Consider the following 14,559-nt stretch of genomic DNA (forward strand, 5'->3'; position numbering starts at 1 on the left):
TTCGATCAGCGGAACAGGTCCCCCGCGAGGTACTTCAGCCCCGAATCGACGATCACGGTGACGACGCGCCGCCCCGGCCCCAGCCTTCGCGCCACGCTGAGCGCCGCGTGCACGTTGGCGCCGCACGAGATGCCGCCGAAGATTCCCTCGACGCGGGACAGCCTCCGCGCCGTCTCGTAGGCCTCGGAGTCGGTGGCCTGCGCGATCTCGTCCGCGAGATCCATGCGGAAGATCGCCGGCGCGAAGCCCGCGCCCATCCCCTCGAGCCGGTGGCCGCCGAGCGGCCCGCGCTTCGAGAGCGCCGGGGACGCCGCCGGCTCGACGGCGACGCAGCGGATCGAGGGGCGCGCCTCCTTGAGGACCTCGGCGTTCCCCGAGAAGCTTCCGCCGGTGCCGACCCCCATCACGAAGGCGTCGAGCCGTCCGTCGAGCGCCTCGAGGATCTCCCGTCCCATCCCGTGATAGCCGGCCCGGTTGTCGGGGTTATTGAACTGGTCGGTCCAGAAGGTGTCGGGCTCTTTGGCCAGCTCGCGCGAGCGGGCGACGAGCTTCTGGATGAGAGCCGGGGTCACCTTCCCCCCCTCGCTCTCGTGCACCTCGACCTCGGCGCCGAAGGCGCGCATCGTCCGGATCTTCTCCTCGGCGAAGCAGTCCGCCGAGACGAACCGGGCGCGATACCCCCGGGCCGCGCAGACCATCGCGAGCGAGCTCCCGGTGCTCCCGCCGGTGTAGTCGACGACCCGGCCGCCGGGCCGGAGCGCGCCGCGCCGCTCGGCCCCCTCGATCATCGAGAGGGCCATCCGGTCCTTCATGCTTCCCGTGGGGTTGGCGCTCTCGAGCTTCACGAAGACGTCCGCCGCCCCCGGCTCGGCGAGGCGCTCGAGCCTGACGAGGGGGGTGCGGCCTATCGAAGCGAGGAGGCTCTTCATTTTTTCCCCTCGGGATACTGCGGAAGATCGTCGAGGATCTCGTCCCACGCCGCGCGCGAGGCGACGAACGTGTGGAACTGCGGGCGGATGCCGGGGTCGCCGTCGATCGATCCCAGGCGGATCGAGATTTCGTCGCCGTCGGGCCAGCTCCCGCCGAAGAGGCTCGACCCGCACCGCGAGCAGAAGGCCTTCGCGCTCGCGCCGGGGGAGGGGGTGAAGGCGCGGACGAGGTCGGCGCCGCGGATGAGCGTGAAGTCCTCGCGCCGCACGCGTCCCTGGGTGGAGACGGCGGCGCCCGAGTGGCGGCGGCATCGCGAGCAGTGGCAGTGGCTCGCGCGGAGGAAGGGGCCACGCACCTCGAACCGGACGCCCCCGCAGAGACACCCTCCGGGGATCACGGCACGGTCAGGAGCGGCCGTGTCTCTTCCCGCGCGCCGCGTCGCGGCGCGAGCCCGGCGTGTGGAGGGGATGGGTCGTGCCGGCCCCGTGCGGGGCGGCCGGCGTGTCGCTCGCCTTCTCGAACTCGGCGATCTTCTCGCGGAGCTCGCGGCTGTCGAGCTGGCCGCTCCTCCAGCGCTCGAAGGCGCCGGAGAGGGAGGCGAGGCCGCGCCGGAGCGTGCGCTCGCGGATGGCGGCCGCGTAGCGCCTCAGGAGGTACTTCAGCTTTCGCGTGGGCTCGGCCACAGGCGTGACCACCTTCCCGTTCGTGGTTCGATGCTGCGGGGTTCTGGTTGCCGGAGAGGCTACCACCCCCCCGCGCGGGCATCAAGACGCGGGGCGAATTCGAGCGATCAGCTCCCGAGCACGGCGTCGGTCAGGACCTTGCGACCCGCGAGCGAGACGCGGAGACCGTAGACGGCGAGGGCCGCACCGATGCCGAGCACGAGCAGCGTGCTCGAGGCGTACCACGCGCCGGAATCAGACGTCATCGGGGTCATCAGGAGCAGCCCCGCGTAGAACTCGAGCACGATCCCGGTGAGCAGCCCGAATCGGAGAAAGACCGTGAGCGCGAGGATTGCCGCCGCGAGCTGGAAGACGAACTCGTACGCCGGGGCCGGCGCCGTGAGGCTCGTGACCAGCGACATGAGAAGCACGAACGCCGCCATCGCGACCCACGGGACCCGCAGGACGAGCTGAAGGACCAGAAGCGAGACGATGAGCACCATCGGGAAGAAGAACGCCGCGGCGGAAAGCTCGGCGGCGTTGCCCGCCGCGAATCGGAAACCCGTGAGGCTGTGGAACTCGAGCCAGTACGGAGGGTTGAGGAACTCGGGGGCGGGCAGACCCGCCGCGCGCGAGAGGAGCGGCCAGGACTGCTTCAGGAGCGTGAGCGCGATCGCGGCGAGAAGCCCGACGACCACGTCGCGGCCGACGAGCGGATCGCGCCACCTCCCGTCGAGGAGCCGCATCCATGAGATGAGGACTCGCGGCCAGAGGCGTCTCAGGTACGGCTCGATCGCGACGTAGAAGATCCATGTCAGGCATGCGATGTACGCCGGATACGCGAGGTTGTTGAAGAGCAGGACGACTTCTTCGATCCCGGAGGCATGATGCAGCTTCAGTGCGATCACGAGGGTGAGCGCGGAGAAGCAGAAGATGGAAACGCGCGTCGCGCCGCGCCGGTCGCCGCGACCCAGGCGGAGATTCCGGCGGGCGAGAACAACGCTGCCTCCGATGACGCCGACGAACGTCAGGATGATGAGTCCCTCGACCACTCTCCCGCCGGGCGTCGGGGCGCTCGTCGGGGCGGCCGACTCGCCCGTCCATGGGGCGTCGATCCGGAGTCCGACCGGCCGCCCTTGATGCGCGGCCGCCTCGATTCGGATCGTCTCCTCCGGCGCGCCCGGGTAGGCTCCCTCCCACGTGGCGCGCGCCTCGCCGTACGGTGCGGGCCGATCATCCGGCTCAACCCTCCTGAGGGTGCCGATGTCGAAGCCGGCGAGCCTCAGGAACGTTGTCCAGTCCGGGTCGGCGGGGGGCCCACGATCGGCCTTCTCGTCCCCTGGGACGACGCTCAGCTCCCGAAGCCTCCCGTCGGGCTCGAGGATGACCCCGACCATCCCGGGAACGAGAGGGGGCGGATCCCGGAGGCTCACCATCTGCCCAGAGTAGGCGAACAACGGACGCGGGCTCTGCCGGTACCAGAAATAGATCGCGGAGGGAGCCGTGCGACCGAGCCGCTCCCACCGGAACGATGCGTCCGCTGTGAGGTGTTTCAGGTACGGCTCGTTCAGCGTGAAGCCGTGCGCGCTGTCCGCCGCGCTCTCCGGACCGCCGATCTGGCGGATGATCTCCTGTGCCCTCTCGACCAGGACCTCGGGAGGCTTGGGGAGGGGCACGATTCGAGTGAGCTGCGTGCGGGAGGACAGCGCGACCACCAGAGCCACACCGGCCATGAGTGCGACGCCGCACGCAACTGCGGCCGCGGGGGAAAGCCCTCCGACGTCCCCCGCTTCCGCGACGAGCCGGGGCGACGGTGTCTCGCCGGCGGCGAGCGCCGCCGCAAGGGGATCGCCGCCGGGAAGCGATGCCGCCACCGCCAACGCCGAAGCCGGACGCTCGCGAGGATCGATCGCGAGGCACCGTTGGATGACGCGCTCGACCGCCGGGTCGAGATCCCCGACGACGCTCGACGGCGTCATCGGTGTCGACTCGCGCTTGAGACGCAGGAGCTCCGGGAGCGTCGACGCCCTGAAGCCGGGCTGTCCGGTGAAGATCTCGTAGAGGACGAGGCCCAATGCGTACACGTCGCTCCGGACGGTGACGGCCGTGCCCGTCAGCTGCTCCGGCGCCATGTACGCCGGGGTGCCGGCCCCGACGTCCTTCCGCGTGACTTCATCGGCGAGGATCGCGAGGCCGAAGTCGGTGATGCGGGCCCGTCCCCGGCCGTCGATCATCACGTTCGCGGGCTTGAGATCCCGGTGGAGCACCCCCTGGTCGTGAGCGGCCGCGAGCCCGGCGCAGATCTGGCGAGCGAGCTGGACCGCCTTGTCGTGCGAGAGCCTGCCGATCCGCAGGATGAGGCTGGCGAGGTTCTCGCCGTCCACATACTCCATCGTGATGACGTGCCGCCCGTCGGCCTCCGCGGCGTCGTACACGCGGCAGACGTTGGGGTGCGAGATCTGCCGCGCGGTTCTCACCTCGTTGAGAAGGCGCGAGAGCCGCGCGGGATCCTTCTCCAGCGCTTGAGGCAGGAGTTTGAGCGCGACCTGCTGGCCGAGCTTCAGATCATCGGCCCGATAGACCTCGCCCATCCCTCCGGAGCCGAGGCGGGCGACGATCCGGAAGCGGCCGGCGAGCACGGCCCCGGGGAGGAAGCGGCCGTGGCCCAGCGAATCAGTCGACGGAGGTCGTCCGATGGACTCGGGGAAGTTTTTCGTCGGCTGAGCGGAGGTCCCGAACCCGCCGAGCGCCGCGCCGCAGGTCGGACACGCGGCGGTTTCCTCCGTCACTTCGGCCGAGCACGCCGGGCAGCGCGTCATCCGGCCAGAATGCCACAGCCCGGCGCTTACTTCTCGGTCGCCTCCTTCAGCGCCTTCTGCGCGGTGCGCGTGACCAGCGTCGTCACGACGACGGTGGCGAGGAGGCCCAGCCCCAGCACCGCGTAATAGCCGGCGCCCTTCTGGACGGCGGCCCCCGACGCGAGCGCGGCGACGTCGCCGGCGAGCTTTCCGTAGTACACGTAGAGGATCGTACCCGGAATCATCCCGACGCTGGCGGCGACGTAGTCGGTGAAGGAGACCTTCGTCAGGCCGAGGGCGTAGTTGAGGAGGTTGAAGGGGAAGATCGGCGAGAGGCGGAGGAGGAAGACGAGCTTTTTCCCCTGCGCGCCGACGGCTCGGTCGATCGAGGCGAAGCGCGCGTTTCCCGCGATCTTCTTCTCGATCGCGGCGCGGGCGAGATGTCGCGAGACGAGGAAGGCGGCCGACGATCCGATCGTGGCCGCGATGTAGACGTAGAGGGTCCCCCAGCCGAGGCCGAAGATCGCCCCGGCCGCGAGGGTGAGGATCGATCCGGGGACGAAGGCGACGGCCGCCAGCGCGTACCCCAGGATGAAGACGACCGGCCCCCACACGCCGAGGCCGTTCACCCAGGCCGCGAACTGCGGGAGGAAGGCGGCCGCGCGCCGCCCGAAGAGGACGAGCCCGGCGACGGCGACGAGCGCCAGGGCGATCTTCACGATGGGGAGCCCGGGCTTCTTCTCGGAGGCGGCGAGCACTCGGGGGTCGGCGGTGGCTTCGTTCATGGGAGGCTTCTCCTTGTCGGGCGTCACGATCTCACCCCATGGGATGCCGATCCCGCCGTCCGGGTTTCCCCGCCCCGGACCGCTATCGGAGCACCGCCATCGCCGCCGCGCCGAGGAGGGCCGCGAGAGGGAGGGTCGTCACCCACGCGAGGACCACGGCCCCCGCCATCCGCCACCGCATCTCGCCCGAGGCGGCGCCGATGCCGAAGATGCCGCCTGTCGCGACGTGGGTCGTCGACACCGGGAGACCGAGTCGCGACGCCCCGACCACCAGGATCGACGTCGAGAGATTTCCGGCGAGACCCTGACCCTCGTTCATGGGCGTGACCTTCTTCGCGAGCGTCTCGGCCACGCGGCGCGCGCCGAAAAGGCCGCCGGCCGCCATCGCCGCCGCGACAGCCACCGCGCCAGCCCCGGGGCCGAGCACCGAGGCGCCGACGACGAGCCCGAGGACCTTCGGCGTGTCGTTGAGGCCGCGCGCGAACCCCACCACCGCGGCGCTCGTGACGTGCCCCGCGGTGACCACGGACTGGGCGGAGACGCCGGCGAAGCTCCCGACGTAGCGCCTACGGCATTCCTCGGCGCTCGAATCGACGAGGACGGCCAGCCTTCCGCCGGCCGCGCGCGACATCGCGCCCGCCGTCGCCGCCACCGGCAACCACTCCTCGCCGACGCACACGCAGGTCGCCGCCTCGACGCCGAGCCGGCGGCGTGACCCGCGGCCCGCGACGTAGATCCCGGAGGCGAGCACGATGGCGAGGAGGGGGCTGGCCACCAGCGGGAGGATGAAGGTCGCCCCGAGAGCGCCGAGGTTCAGCGCGGACCCCGCAACGACGAAGCCCGCCCCCGCGAGGCCGCCGAGGAGGGCGTGCGTCGTCGAGACGGGGAACCCGAACCGCGTCGCGAGGAGGACCGTCGCCCCGGCCGCGAGACCCGCCGCCGCGAGGAAGGCCGGCGTCAGCGCGGCCTGCGGCACGAGCCCCCTCGTCGAGAAGGCGCTCACGAGCCCCGAGGCGAGGAAGATCGATGCGAGAGAACCGAGGAGTGTCGAGACCGTCGCGAGCGCGAGGGCCCTGCGGTAGCTGAGCACGCCCGCCCCGTACAGCGTCGCCACACCCTTCATGTTGTCGTTCGCGCCGTTCACGAAGGCGACGAGGACCGCCGCCGCGAGGACGAGGGCGCCCACGTCAGCAGCACTCCCCCGGGGCGCAGCACGCGGCGCCTCCCTCGGAGGTCGCGTCGTAGTCGAGCCCCTTGGTCTCCCTCGGGTCCCTCGGCGCCGTGCGCGCGCAGTCGAACCCCTTGCGCTCTCCTTCTGGAATCTCCGTGTGCGGCGGGACGGCGATGATCTCGGCGGCGTAGGGCTCGGCGGTCAGAATCCGGTATGTCTTGGCGCAGACCGCGGCGCGCTCGCCGCGGCGAAGCACGTGGTGGTCGTCGTCCTCGACCTGCTTCCACGGGCCGCGGTAGATGACCGCCTGGTTCGCGTCGAGGCAGGGGCCCTCCTTCCCCTTCCTCGCGGTGACGGTGATGGAGCGGAACTCGATCCCGCGCACGGTGCGGAAGGGAGCGCTCTCCCACCTGTCGAGGGCGACGCCGTAGAAGCCCGCCCGTTCGAGTCCGTGCAGAAGCTCCGTCTCCTGGAAGGCGCCGCTCACGCAGCCGCTCCAGAGGTCGGCGTCGGCCTTGAGGTCATCGGGAACGACCTCGTCGCTGACGATGTCCGAGATCGCGATGCGGCCGGAGGGCTTCAGCACGCGGAAGATCTCGCGGAGGAGCTTCGGCTTGTCCTCCTCGCGCACGAGGTTCAGGACGCAGTTCGAGACGACGACGTCGATCGACGCGTCGGGAATCATGGGCGATTCGCGCCTCAGCCGCTCCGCGGCCTCCTCGAGGGACGCGAGATCGTCCGCGCCCCGCACCGGGTTCTCCTTCAGCCACGCGTCCATGAGATCGAGATCGAGGGCGAGGTCCTGGATGCGCCCCCGCCGGAACGTCGTCACGTCGAACCCGATCGCCCCGGCGACGCGCGGGGCCGACCGCCGCGCGAGGGCGAGCATCTCGTCGTTCATGTCGACGCCCGTGACGCGCCCGCGCGGCCCGGCGATCTGCGCCGCGATGAAGGCGATCTTCCCTCCCCCGCTTCCCAGATCGAGGACGGCATCTCCCTCCCGGACGTACCGCGAGGGGTCTCCGCAGCCGTAGTCCCTCTCGAGGACCTCGGCCGGGATGGCCGCGAGGTACCGGGGGTCGTAGTCGATGGGGCAGCAGAGCGCCGCCTCCGCTTTCGCCGCCCCTTTCGAGTAGCGCTCGCGGACGGCGCGCTCCACGTCGAGGACGGAGTTCTCTGCGCGCGGGTTCATCGGACACTCTCCTTCGTCCCGGTCACCGGTCGGATGCCGTCCGGCCTCCCCGGGTTTCACCTTCTCCGGGCGTCGCTGTTCCTGGCGCCGAACTCGCGCCAGAGAGCGATTCCCCCTTCGATTCCGGCCTTGTTGTCGACGAGGACCACGTCGGGACCGGGCTTGAAGGAGACGTGCTTCGCGTTGCCGCCGCCGACGTACAGGCGATCGAAGTTGACGAGCCGCCTCAGCGTGTCGATCGCGATCCGCACCCGCCGGTTCCACTTCTTGTTGCCGATCTTCTCCCGCGCCGCCTCGCCGAGCTGCTGGTCGTAGTCCTCCCCCTTGCGGAAGGGGTGGTGCGCGATCTCGAGGTGCGGCGCGAGCCGGCCGTGCGAGTAGAGGCCGGTCCCGAAGCCGGTCCCGAGCGTGACGACCATCTCGATCCCCCGGCCGCGGATCACGCCGAGCCCCTGCATGTCGGCGTCGTTGATCACGCGGACCGGCTTGCCGAGGCGTCGGTGAAGCGCCCCCGCGAGATCGAAGCCACGCCAGCCGTCATTCCGGAGGTTGGGCGCGGTGAAGACCACGCCGTCGCGCACGACCCCCGGGAAGCCGACGGAGACGCGGTCGAACGCCGGAAGCGGCTTCACGAGGGCGGCGAGCGCGGCGACGATCTTCGCGGGGGGCGCGCCGACCGGCGTCTCGACGCGAACACGGTCGGTCATCATCTTCCCCTCTTCGTCGAGGACCGACGCCTTCAAGCCGGTGCCGCCGACGTCGATGGCCAGCGTGTGGCGGTGCGACGCGGCCGATCCTGCGGCGGGCTGCGCTTTCGTTCGTGGCGCCATCTCCGTCTCCTCCCTCATCGCTGGATCCGCCGGCGCGGACGCGCGGCGGGCTTCGCCGTCTTCTTCCGGAGCGCCGAGAAGTACGCGCAGCCCGGCGTGAGCGGGCACGCCTCGCAGCGCGGGCTTCTCGCCCCGCAGATCTTCCGGCCGTGCGTGATCAGGTTGACGTGGAAAGGGTACATCTCCGAGGGTGGGGTCATCTCCTGGAGCAGAGCGTGCGCCCGATCCGGGGTCGCCTTCGGCGGGAAGAGGCCGAGCCGCTTCCCCACCCGGAAGATGTGCGTGTCCACCGGGATCACCGGCTTGCCGCACGAGAAGAGGAGCACGCACCGAATCGTCTTGAGCCCGACCCCCTTGAAGCCGCGAAGGTACTCCTCCGCCTCCGCGACCGGCAGGTCTCTCAGGAAGTCGAGATCGTACGCGCCGCGCTCCGCGAAGATCTTCCGCAGCACGTCCTGGATCCGCGCCGACTTGGTCGGCGCGAGGCCACCGACGCGGATCGTCGCGGCGAGCTGGCGGCGGGGGGAGGCGGCGACGGCGCTCCAGTCGGGGAAGCGCGCGCGCATCGCCTCCCACGCGCGATCCCGGTTCCGGTCGTTGGTGTTCTGGGAGAGGATCGTGAGGATCAGCTCGTCGAGGGGCGCGAGCCGGGGGTGATCCGAGAGCGACGGGCGGCCGTACGCGGCCTCGAGGGTCCCGATCACCTCGCCGAGCCCCTTCATCCCCTGGTCGCCTTCGGCTTCCACTCGACCGAGGAGTTCGGATCGGCGGCGATCGACTCGATGAGCCATCCCGTCGGGGAGGGGACCGTCTCGGTCGCCTTGCTCAGGATCCACTCGACGTCGACCGACTGGAGCAGCCGGTGGCTCGACAGCTCGTCGAACCCCACCGAGATCATCTCGAGGCGCCCCACGGGGTACCCCATGAGGTAGATGCGCACGCCGTCCGGGATCGCGTCGAGATGGAGGGTCTCGAGGTTCGTGACGACGCGCGTCCGCACACGCGCCGTCGCGCCGTCGTCCCTGACCTGGACCTCGATGGGAAACGACGCCGCACCCTTACCGAGCCCCAGGGCGCGAAACATCGCGACGCCGAAGGGATCGGGGGCGAGCGAGCCCTCCTTCTTCGCCATGTCGAAGGCGCGCTGGCCCGCCTGGTACCTCCCCTCGAACGTGACGAGGTGGTTCCTGTATCCCTCGCTGTTCCCGTCCCCCGCGTCGCGCCGGAACGGCCCCCAGACGAGCGCCATCCCCCCGGAGTCCCGCTGGACGATGGCGGCGAGGTACCGCTCGACCGTCGCGGTGAGCCGCGAGTCGGTGCTCGTGCACGCGGAGGTCGCGGCGAGAGCGGCGACGAGGGCGAGACGCGCCGCGAGACGCGCGGGCATTCTCCCGCGAGCGCGCGCGCTCATGGAGCCGGCGGCGCGCCGCCCTCCGCGACGACGTCGTCGCCGGTGTTCAACGCGCCGTCCTGCCCCGCCGATCGGATCGAGTAGCTCGTCCGGCTCGTCCTGCAGTCGTACGGGTTTCCCCACGGGTCCTTCTCGGGGAGGCTCGGCCCGCGCGACGGGAGCTTCGAGATGAGCTCGGCGCACGAGCCGGCGTCGGGATACCCCGACTCGTCCGCCGCGTACTGCTCGAGGGCGCGGCGGGCGTTGCCGAGATCGGATTCCGCGCGGTCGCTCTTCCCACGATCGATGCCGCGCACGAGCCCCTTCGCGTAGGCGTCGGCGGCCTCGGCGGTCGCGTCCTGGGCGTCCTTCACGGGCGAGGTGGACGAGCACGAGGCGGTCACCGCGAGCGCGGCGAGGGCGAGGAGGGCTCGAGGGAATCGAATCGTCATGGTTCGATGATTCGCCACGATCTCCGGGGAGTCAAGGCGCGGCGGCCGCTTGCCCGGCCCCGAGGAGGGTGATAGCGTCCGCTTGGGGAGCTCGTCATGACGCGGCTCGACACGACCACCTCCGCCCGCTCGGAGATGGTCTCCACACAGATCGCCGGCCGCGGCATCACCTCCGGAGTCGTCCTCCGCGCGATGAGCGCGGTGCCGAGGCACCTCTTCGTCCCCGAGACCCAGCGTGCGCACGCGTACGACGACTCCCCCCTCCCGCTGGGAGGCGGCCAGACGATCTCGCAGCCGTACATCGTCGCCTTCATGACCGAGGCGGTGCTTCAGGGGCCCGGGATGAAGATTCTCGAGATCGGCACCGGCTCCGGGTACCAGTCGGCGATCCTCGCCGAGACGGGGGCGGATCTCTTCACGATCGAGATCGTCCCGGCGCTCGCCGAGGAGGCGCGCGGCCGCCTCGACGCCCTCGGGTACGGCCGCGTCCGGAGCCGCACGGGCGACGGGTACCGGGGGTGGCCCGAGGAGGCCCCCTTCGACGGGATCCTCGTGACGGCGGCTCCCGACCACGTCCCGCCGGCGCTCCTCGATCAGCTCGGCGAGGGAGGGCGCCTCGTCATCCCCCTCGGAGCGACGGACCAGAGCCTCTGGCTCTTCACGCGAAGGGGGGGGCGCCTCGTGAACGACGTCCTCCTCCCGGTGCGCTTCGTGCCGATGACGGGCGAAGCGAGGTGGTCCTGACCTCCCCATCCAGGTCGGCCCTCGCCGCCGCCCTCAGGCTCGTCCCCGGCTTCTCCGACATGGAGATGCACCTCTGGATGCTGGCGGACGACGTCCGCGCCGAGGCCTTCGAGCGCGCGATCGCGAGGACGGTGAAGCCGGGCGACGTGGTCGTGGATCTCGGCGCCGGCACCGGGCTCCTGTCGCTCATGGCGTGCCGCGCCGGCGCGGCGCGCGTGTACGCCATCGAGCGGTCGCCGATTCTCGACGTGGCCCGGTCGATCGCGAAGGCGAACGGCTTCGAGGACCGGGTCGTCTTCATGCGCGGCGACTCGACGGCGCTGTCACTTCCGGAGCGCGCCGACGTCGTCGTCTCCGAGACGATCGGCGCCTTCGTCTTCAGCGAGGAGATCCTCTGGAGCCTCGTGGACGCGCGGACACGATTGCTGAGAACCGGCGGCGGGCTGATCCCGCAGGGCGTCATGATCTTCCTCGCCCCGGTCGAATCGTTCGAGGAGGGGATCGGGCTCCTCGAGCGGCCGATCCGCGGCTTCGACTACAGGCCCGCGGTCCGTCATGTCCCGGTGGGGACGATGACCGCGGCTCGCAGGATCCGGCGCCGCGATTTCCTGGCCGCCGAGCGCGCGGTCTACGACGTGGACTTCCGGACGGCGAGCGCGGAGATGGACTTCGACCGCGCTCTCGAGTTCACGGCGGGCCGAGACGGCGTGCTGCACGGTTTCGCCGGCTTCTGGCGGGCGGCGATGTGCGAAGGGGTCGAGCTGCGATGCGATCCCGACGGCCCGCCGGTCCACTGGCCGACGCTTCTGTTCCGGCTCCCGGCGGGGCTTCCCGTCCGCGAGGGCGATCGCATCCGACTGCGCTTCGGAAAGGCGGACCGGCCGGGGTGGTCCTGGACGTGGACCGCCGGGGTGGAACCGCGTCTATAATGCGCGCTCCTGCGTGATCCCCCGTCCCACCACCCGGAGAGCCCATGGCGAACGCGATCACCCCCAGAGCCGAAGACTTCTCGCGCTGGTACACCGACGTCGTGCTCCAGGCGCCGCTGGCGGACTACTCGCCGGTGAAGGGGTGCATGGTGATCCGGCCGCTCGGGATGGCGCTGTGGGACAACATGCGCGGCGCCCTCGACGCGATGTTCAAGGCGACGGGGCACGAGAACGCCTACTTCCCGCTCTTCATCCCCGAATCGTTCATGAACAAGGAGAAAGAGCACGTCGAGGGGTTCGCCCCCGAGTGCGCCGTCGTCACGCACGGCGGGGGCAAGGAGCTCGAGGAGAGGCTCTACGTGAGGCCCACCTCCGAGACGATCATCCACCACATGTTCGGCAAGTGGATCCAGTCGTACCGCGACCTGCCGCTCCTCATCAACCAGTGGGCCAACATCGTCCGCTGGGAGATGCGCACGCGCCTCTTCCTGAGGACGACCGAGTTCCTCTGGCAGGAGGGGCACACGGCGCACGCGACCGAGGCCGAGGCGATGGAAGAGACCTTGAGGATGCTCGACGTGTACCACACGTTCGCGCAGGACTTCATGGCGCTGCCGTGCGTGAAGGGGGTGAAGTCCGACGCCGAGAAGTTCGCCGGCGCGGTCAAGACCTTCTGCATCGAGGCCCTCATGCAGGACAACAAGGCGCTCCAGGCCGGCACCTCGCACCATCTCGGGCAGAACTTCGCGAAGGCCTTCGAGGAGAAGTACCAGACGGAGTCGGGGGGATGGGAGTACGTCTGGAACACCTCGTGGGGGCTCTCGACCCGGATGATCGGCGCCCTGGTCATGGCGCACGGCGACGACAACGGCCTCGTGCTGCCGCCGAAGCTCGCGCCGACGCAGGTGATCATCGTCCCGATCTACAAGGGGGACGAGAGGGGGCGCGTGATGGAGGCGGCCGACGCCCTCCACCGCGCGCTCGCCGCCGCCGGCGCGCGCGTGAAGATCGACGCGCGCGAGGGGGTGCGCCCCGGATTCAAGTTCAACGAGTGGGAGCTGAAGGGCGTGCCGCTGCGCCTCGAGATGGGCCCGAAGGATCTCGACGCCGGCCAGGCCACCGCGGTCAAGCGCACCAACCGAGAGAAGAAGGCGATCCCGATCGGGGCGATCCCGGCGTCCGTCCCGCCGCTTCTCGACGAGATCCAGCGCGATCTCTTCGACGCCGCGCTGAAGAGGCGCGACGCGGCGACGCACGCCGTGGACGCGTACGCCGACTTCAAGACGATGATCGAATCGCCGGGAGGCTTCCTCCGCAGCCACTGGTGCGGCGACCCGAAGTGCGAGGGGCAGATCAAGGAGGAGACGAAGGCGACGATCCGCTGCCTCGCCCTCGACGCCCCGGAGGAGAAGGGGGCCTGCCTCATCTGCGGGTCGCCTTCCACACGCCGCGCCCACTTCGCCCGGGCGTACTGAGGGGGCGCACGTGACGCGCCGAGTCCTGCTCGCGATGGCCGCCGGGCTTTGCCTCTCCACACCCGCCTTCGGCGCCGCCACCGTCGCGCGGATCTCGTCGCCGAAGGTCGACTCCCCGGTCTTCGGCAAGGTGACTCTCGAGGCGACGGTCGAGCCGGCGGACGGGGTTCACCCCCTCAAGGTCGAGTTCTTCGTCGACGGCGCGCTGGTCGGCACCGCCCTCGACGCGCCGTACCGCGCGCCGTGGGACGCGGGGGACGGGGCCGAGCCGCACACGATCCGCGCGCGGGTCTACACCGACGACGGGAAGATCGCGATCGTGGAGACGAAGACCATCGCCCGCCTGGGGGTGGAGCGGGCGCGCGTGCTTCTCGTCGAGGTCTACGCCACGGTGAAGACCGAGGACGGCCGCTTTGTCAACGACCTGAAACAGGAGAGCTTCTCCATCCTGGAAGGGGGAGCGCCGCAGAAGATCTCCCTCTTCACCCAGGAGAGGAAGCCCGTGCAGATCGTCCTGCTCCTCGACGTGAGCGCGTCGATGCATCGCGACCAGAAGATCACCCGCGCGATCGACGCGGCGAGCGCGTTCGTGGAATCTCTCGAGCCCGGCGACCGCGTCGCCCTCGTGACGTTCAGCGACGAGGTGCGCGTCGTGCAGCCTTTCACCTCCGACCGGCCGGCGGTCCTCGAGGTCCTCGCGACCGTCGAGCCGCAGCGCGGGACCGCCCTGTACGACGCGATCTACGCCGGGGTCACGCTCCTCGGACACGAGGAGGGGCGGCGGGCCCTGGTCCTCCTCTCCGACGGGCAGGACCAGTCGTTCGACGGGATGGGGCCGGGAAGCAACCGGACCCTGGAGGAGGCGATCGACGAGTCGCTGAGGCAGCAGGTGACGGCGTTCACGATAGGCCTCGGCGAGCAGCTCGAGGGGGACTTCGATTTCACCCGGCGCCACTCGGCGCTCGAGGTCCTCACGAAGCTCGCCTCGGACACGGGCGGCCGGTTCCTGAAAGTCGAGCGCCCGGGCCGCCTCCGCTCCGCCTTCGAGAAGATCCTCGACGAGATGCGCTTCCAGTACACCCTGGGATACCACCCCACCAACGACCGCCGCGACGGCTCCTGGCGCGGGCTTTCCGTCGCGGTGTCGCGCCCCCGGGTCGTCGTCACCGCGCGGAAGGGGTATTTCGCCCCCGGAGATTGA

At 70.6% G+C, this 14,559-nt stretch carries 15 protein-coding genes; 4 read left to right on the forward strand and 11 right to left on the reverse strand.

Translation table 11 applies throughout. The features are described from left to right. Nucleotides 1–5: 5 nt before the first annotated feature. The 11 genes from HY049_00380 to HY049_00430 all read right to left on the reverse strand — a co-directional run bounded on the left by HY049_00380 (nucleotide 6) and on the right by HY049_00430 (nucleotide 10,210). The gene (locus HY049_00380; protein ID MBI3447364.1) at nucleotides 6–929 is read right to left on the reverse strand and encodes a PLP-dependent cysteine synthase family protein; all 924 of its coding nucleotides are present in this window, start codon (nucleotides 927–929) and stop codon (nucleotides 6–8) included. After that, nucleotides 926–1,327: a GFA family protein gene (locus tag HY049_00385; protein MBI3447365.1), complete on the reverse strand. Its 402-nt coding sequence runs from the start codon at nucleotides 1,325–1,327 to the stop codon at nucleotides 926–928. Before HY049_00385 ends, HY049_00380 begins: the two co-directional genes overlap by 4 nt. A 7-nt stretch (nucleotides 1,328–1,334) precedes the next feature. Then, nucleotides 1,335–1,613, reverse strand: a complete 279-nt coding sequence (locus HY049_00390) for a hypothetical protein (protein ID MBI3447366.1) — start codon at nucleotides 1,611–1,613, stop codon at nucleotides 1,335–1,337. Nucleotides 1,614–1,720: 107 nt separating this feature from the next. Beyond that, nucleotides 1,721–4,381 carry a serine/threonine protein kinase gene (locus tag HY049_00395; protein MBI3447367.1) on the reverse strand — a complete coding sequence of 887 codons (2,661 nt, stop codon included), beginning with the start codon at nucleotides 4,379–4,381 and terminating at the stop codon, nucleotides 1,721–1,723. A gap of 56 nt (nucleotides 4,382–4,437) precedes the next feature. Beyond that, complete coding sequence (locus HY049_00400) at nucleotides 4,438–5,175, reverse strand: TVP38/TMEM64 family protein (protein ID MBI3447368.1); 738 nt, start codon at nucleotides 5,173–5,175, stop codon at nucleotides 4,438–4,440. Nucleotides 5,176–5,257: 82 nt separating this feature from the next. After that, the gene (locus HY049_00405) at nucleotides 5,258–6,298 is read right to left on the reverse strand and encodes an inorganic phosphate transporter (protein MBI3447369.1); all 1,041 of its coding nucleotides are present in this window, start codon (nucleotides 6,296–6,298) and stop codon (nucleotides 5,258–5,260) included. Nucleotides 6,299–6,362: 64 nt separating this feature from the next. After that, nucleotides 6,363–7,538: a methyltransferase domain-containing protein gene (locus HY049_00410; GenBank protein ID MBI3447370.1), complete on the reverse strand. Its 1,176-nt coding sequence runs from the start codon at nucleotides 7,536–7,538 to the stop codon at nucleotides 6,363–6,365. Nucleotides 7,539–7,594: 56 nt separating this feature from the next. Beyond that, on the reverse strand, nucleotides 7,595–8,368 hold the full coding sequence (locus HY049_00415; protein ID MBI3447371.1) for an ROK family protein: 774 nt from the start codon (nucleotides 8,366–8,368) through the stop codon (nucleotides 7,595–7,597). A 14-nt stretch (nucleotides 8,369–8,382) separates the two neighbouring features. Further along, nucleotides 8,383–9,090 carry an endonuclease III gene (locus HY049_00420; protein ID MBI3447372.1) on the reverse strand — a complete coding sequence of 236 codons (708 nt, stop codon included), beginning with the start codon at nucleotides 9,088–9,090 and terminating at the stop codon, nucleotides 8,383–8,385. Continuing rightward, nucleotides 9,087–9,755 carry a hypothetical protein gene (locus HY049_00425; GenBank protein MBI3447373.1) on the reverse strand — a complete coding sequence of 223 codons (669 nt, stop codon included), beginning with the start codon at nucleotides 9,753–9,755 and terminating at the stop codon, nucleotides 9,087–9,089. The genes HY049_00420 and HY049_00425 overlap by 4 nt, the downstream gene beginning before the upstream one ends. A 20-nt stretch (nucleotides 9,756–9,775) precedes the next feature. Beyond that, the gene (locus HY049_00430) at nucleotides 9,776–10,210 is read right to left on the reverse strand and encodes a type II secretion system protein GspG (GenBank protein MBI3447374.1); all 435 of its coding nucleotides are present in this window, start codon (nucleotides 10,208–10,210) and stop codon (nucleotides 9,776–9,778) included. A gap of 96 nt (nucleotides 10,211–10,306) precedes the next feature. Between HY049_00430 and HY049_00435 the strand changes: the two genes are divergently transcribed. The 4 genes from HY049_00435 to HY049_00450 are packed head-to-tail and all read left to right on the forward strand — an operon-like array spanning nucleotide 10,307 to nucleotide 14,559. Next, the gene (locus HY049_00435) at nucleotides 10,307–10,954 is read left to right on the forward strand and encodes a protein-L-isoaspartate(D-aspartate) O-methyltransferase (GenBank protein ID MBI3447375.1); all 648 of its coding nucleotides are present in this window, start codon (nucleotides 10,307–10,309) and stop codon (nucleotides 10,952–10,954) included. After that, entirely contained in the window at nucleotides 10,945–11,883 is a 939-nt protein-coding gene (locus HY049_00440) for a 50S ribosomal protein L11 methyltransferase (GenBank protein ID MBI3447376.1), read from the forward strand. The genes HY049_00435 and HY049_00440 overlap by 10 nt, the downstream gene beginning before the upstream one ends. A gap of 44 nt (nucleotides 11,884–11,927) precedes the next feature. After that, on the forward strand, nucleotides 11,928–13,358 hold the full coding sequence (locus HY049_00445) for a proline--tRNA ligase (GenBank protein ID MBI3447377.1): 1,431 nt from the start codon (nucleotides 11,928–11,930) through the stop codon (nucleotides 13,356–13,358). Between the two features lie 10 nt (nucleotides 13,359–13,368). Next, nucleotides 13,369–14,559 carry a VWA domain-containing protein gene (locus HY049_00450; protein ID MBI3447378.1) on the forward strand — a complete coding sequence of 397 codons (1,191 nt, stop codon included), beginning with the start codon at nucleotides 13,369–13,371 and terminating at the stop codon, nucleotides 14,557–14,559.

Source organism: Acidobacteriota bacterium (assembly GCA_016195325.1).
Taxonomy (GTDB): Bacteria; Acidobacteriota; Polarisedimenticolia; order JACPZX01; family JACPZX01; genus JACPZX01.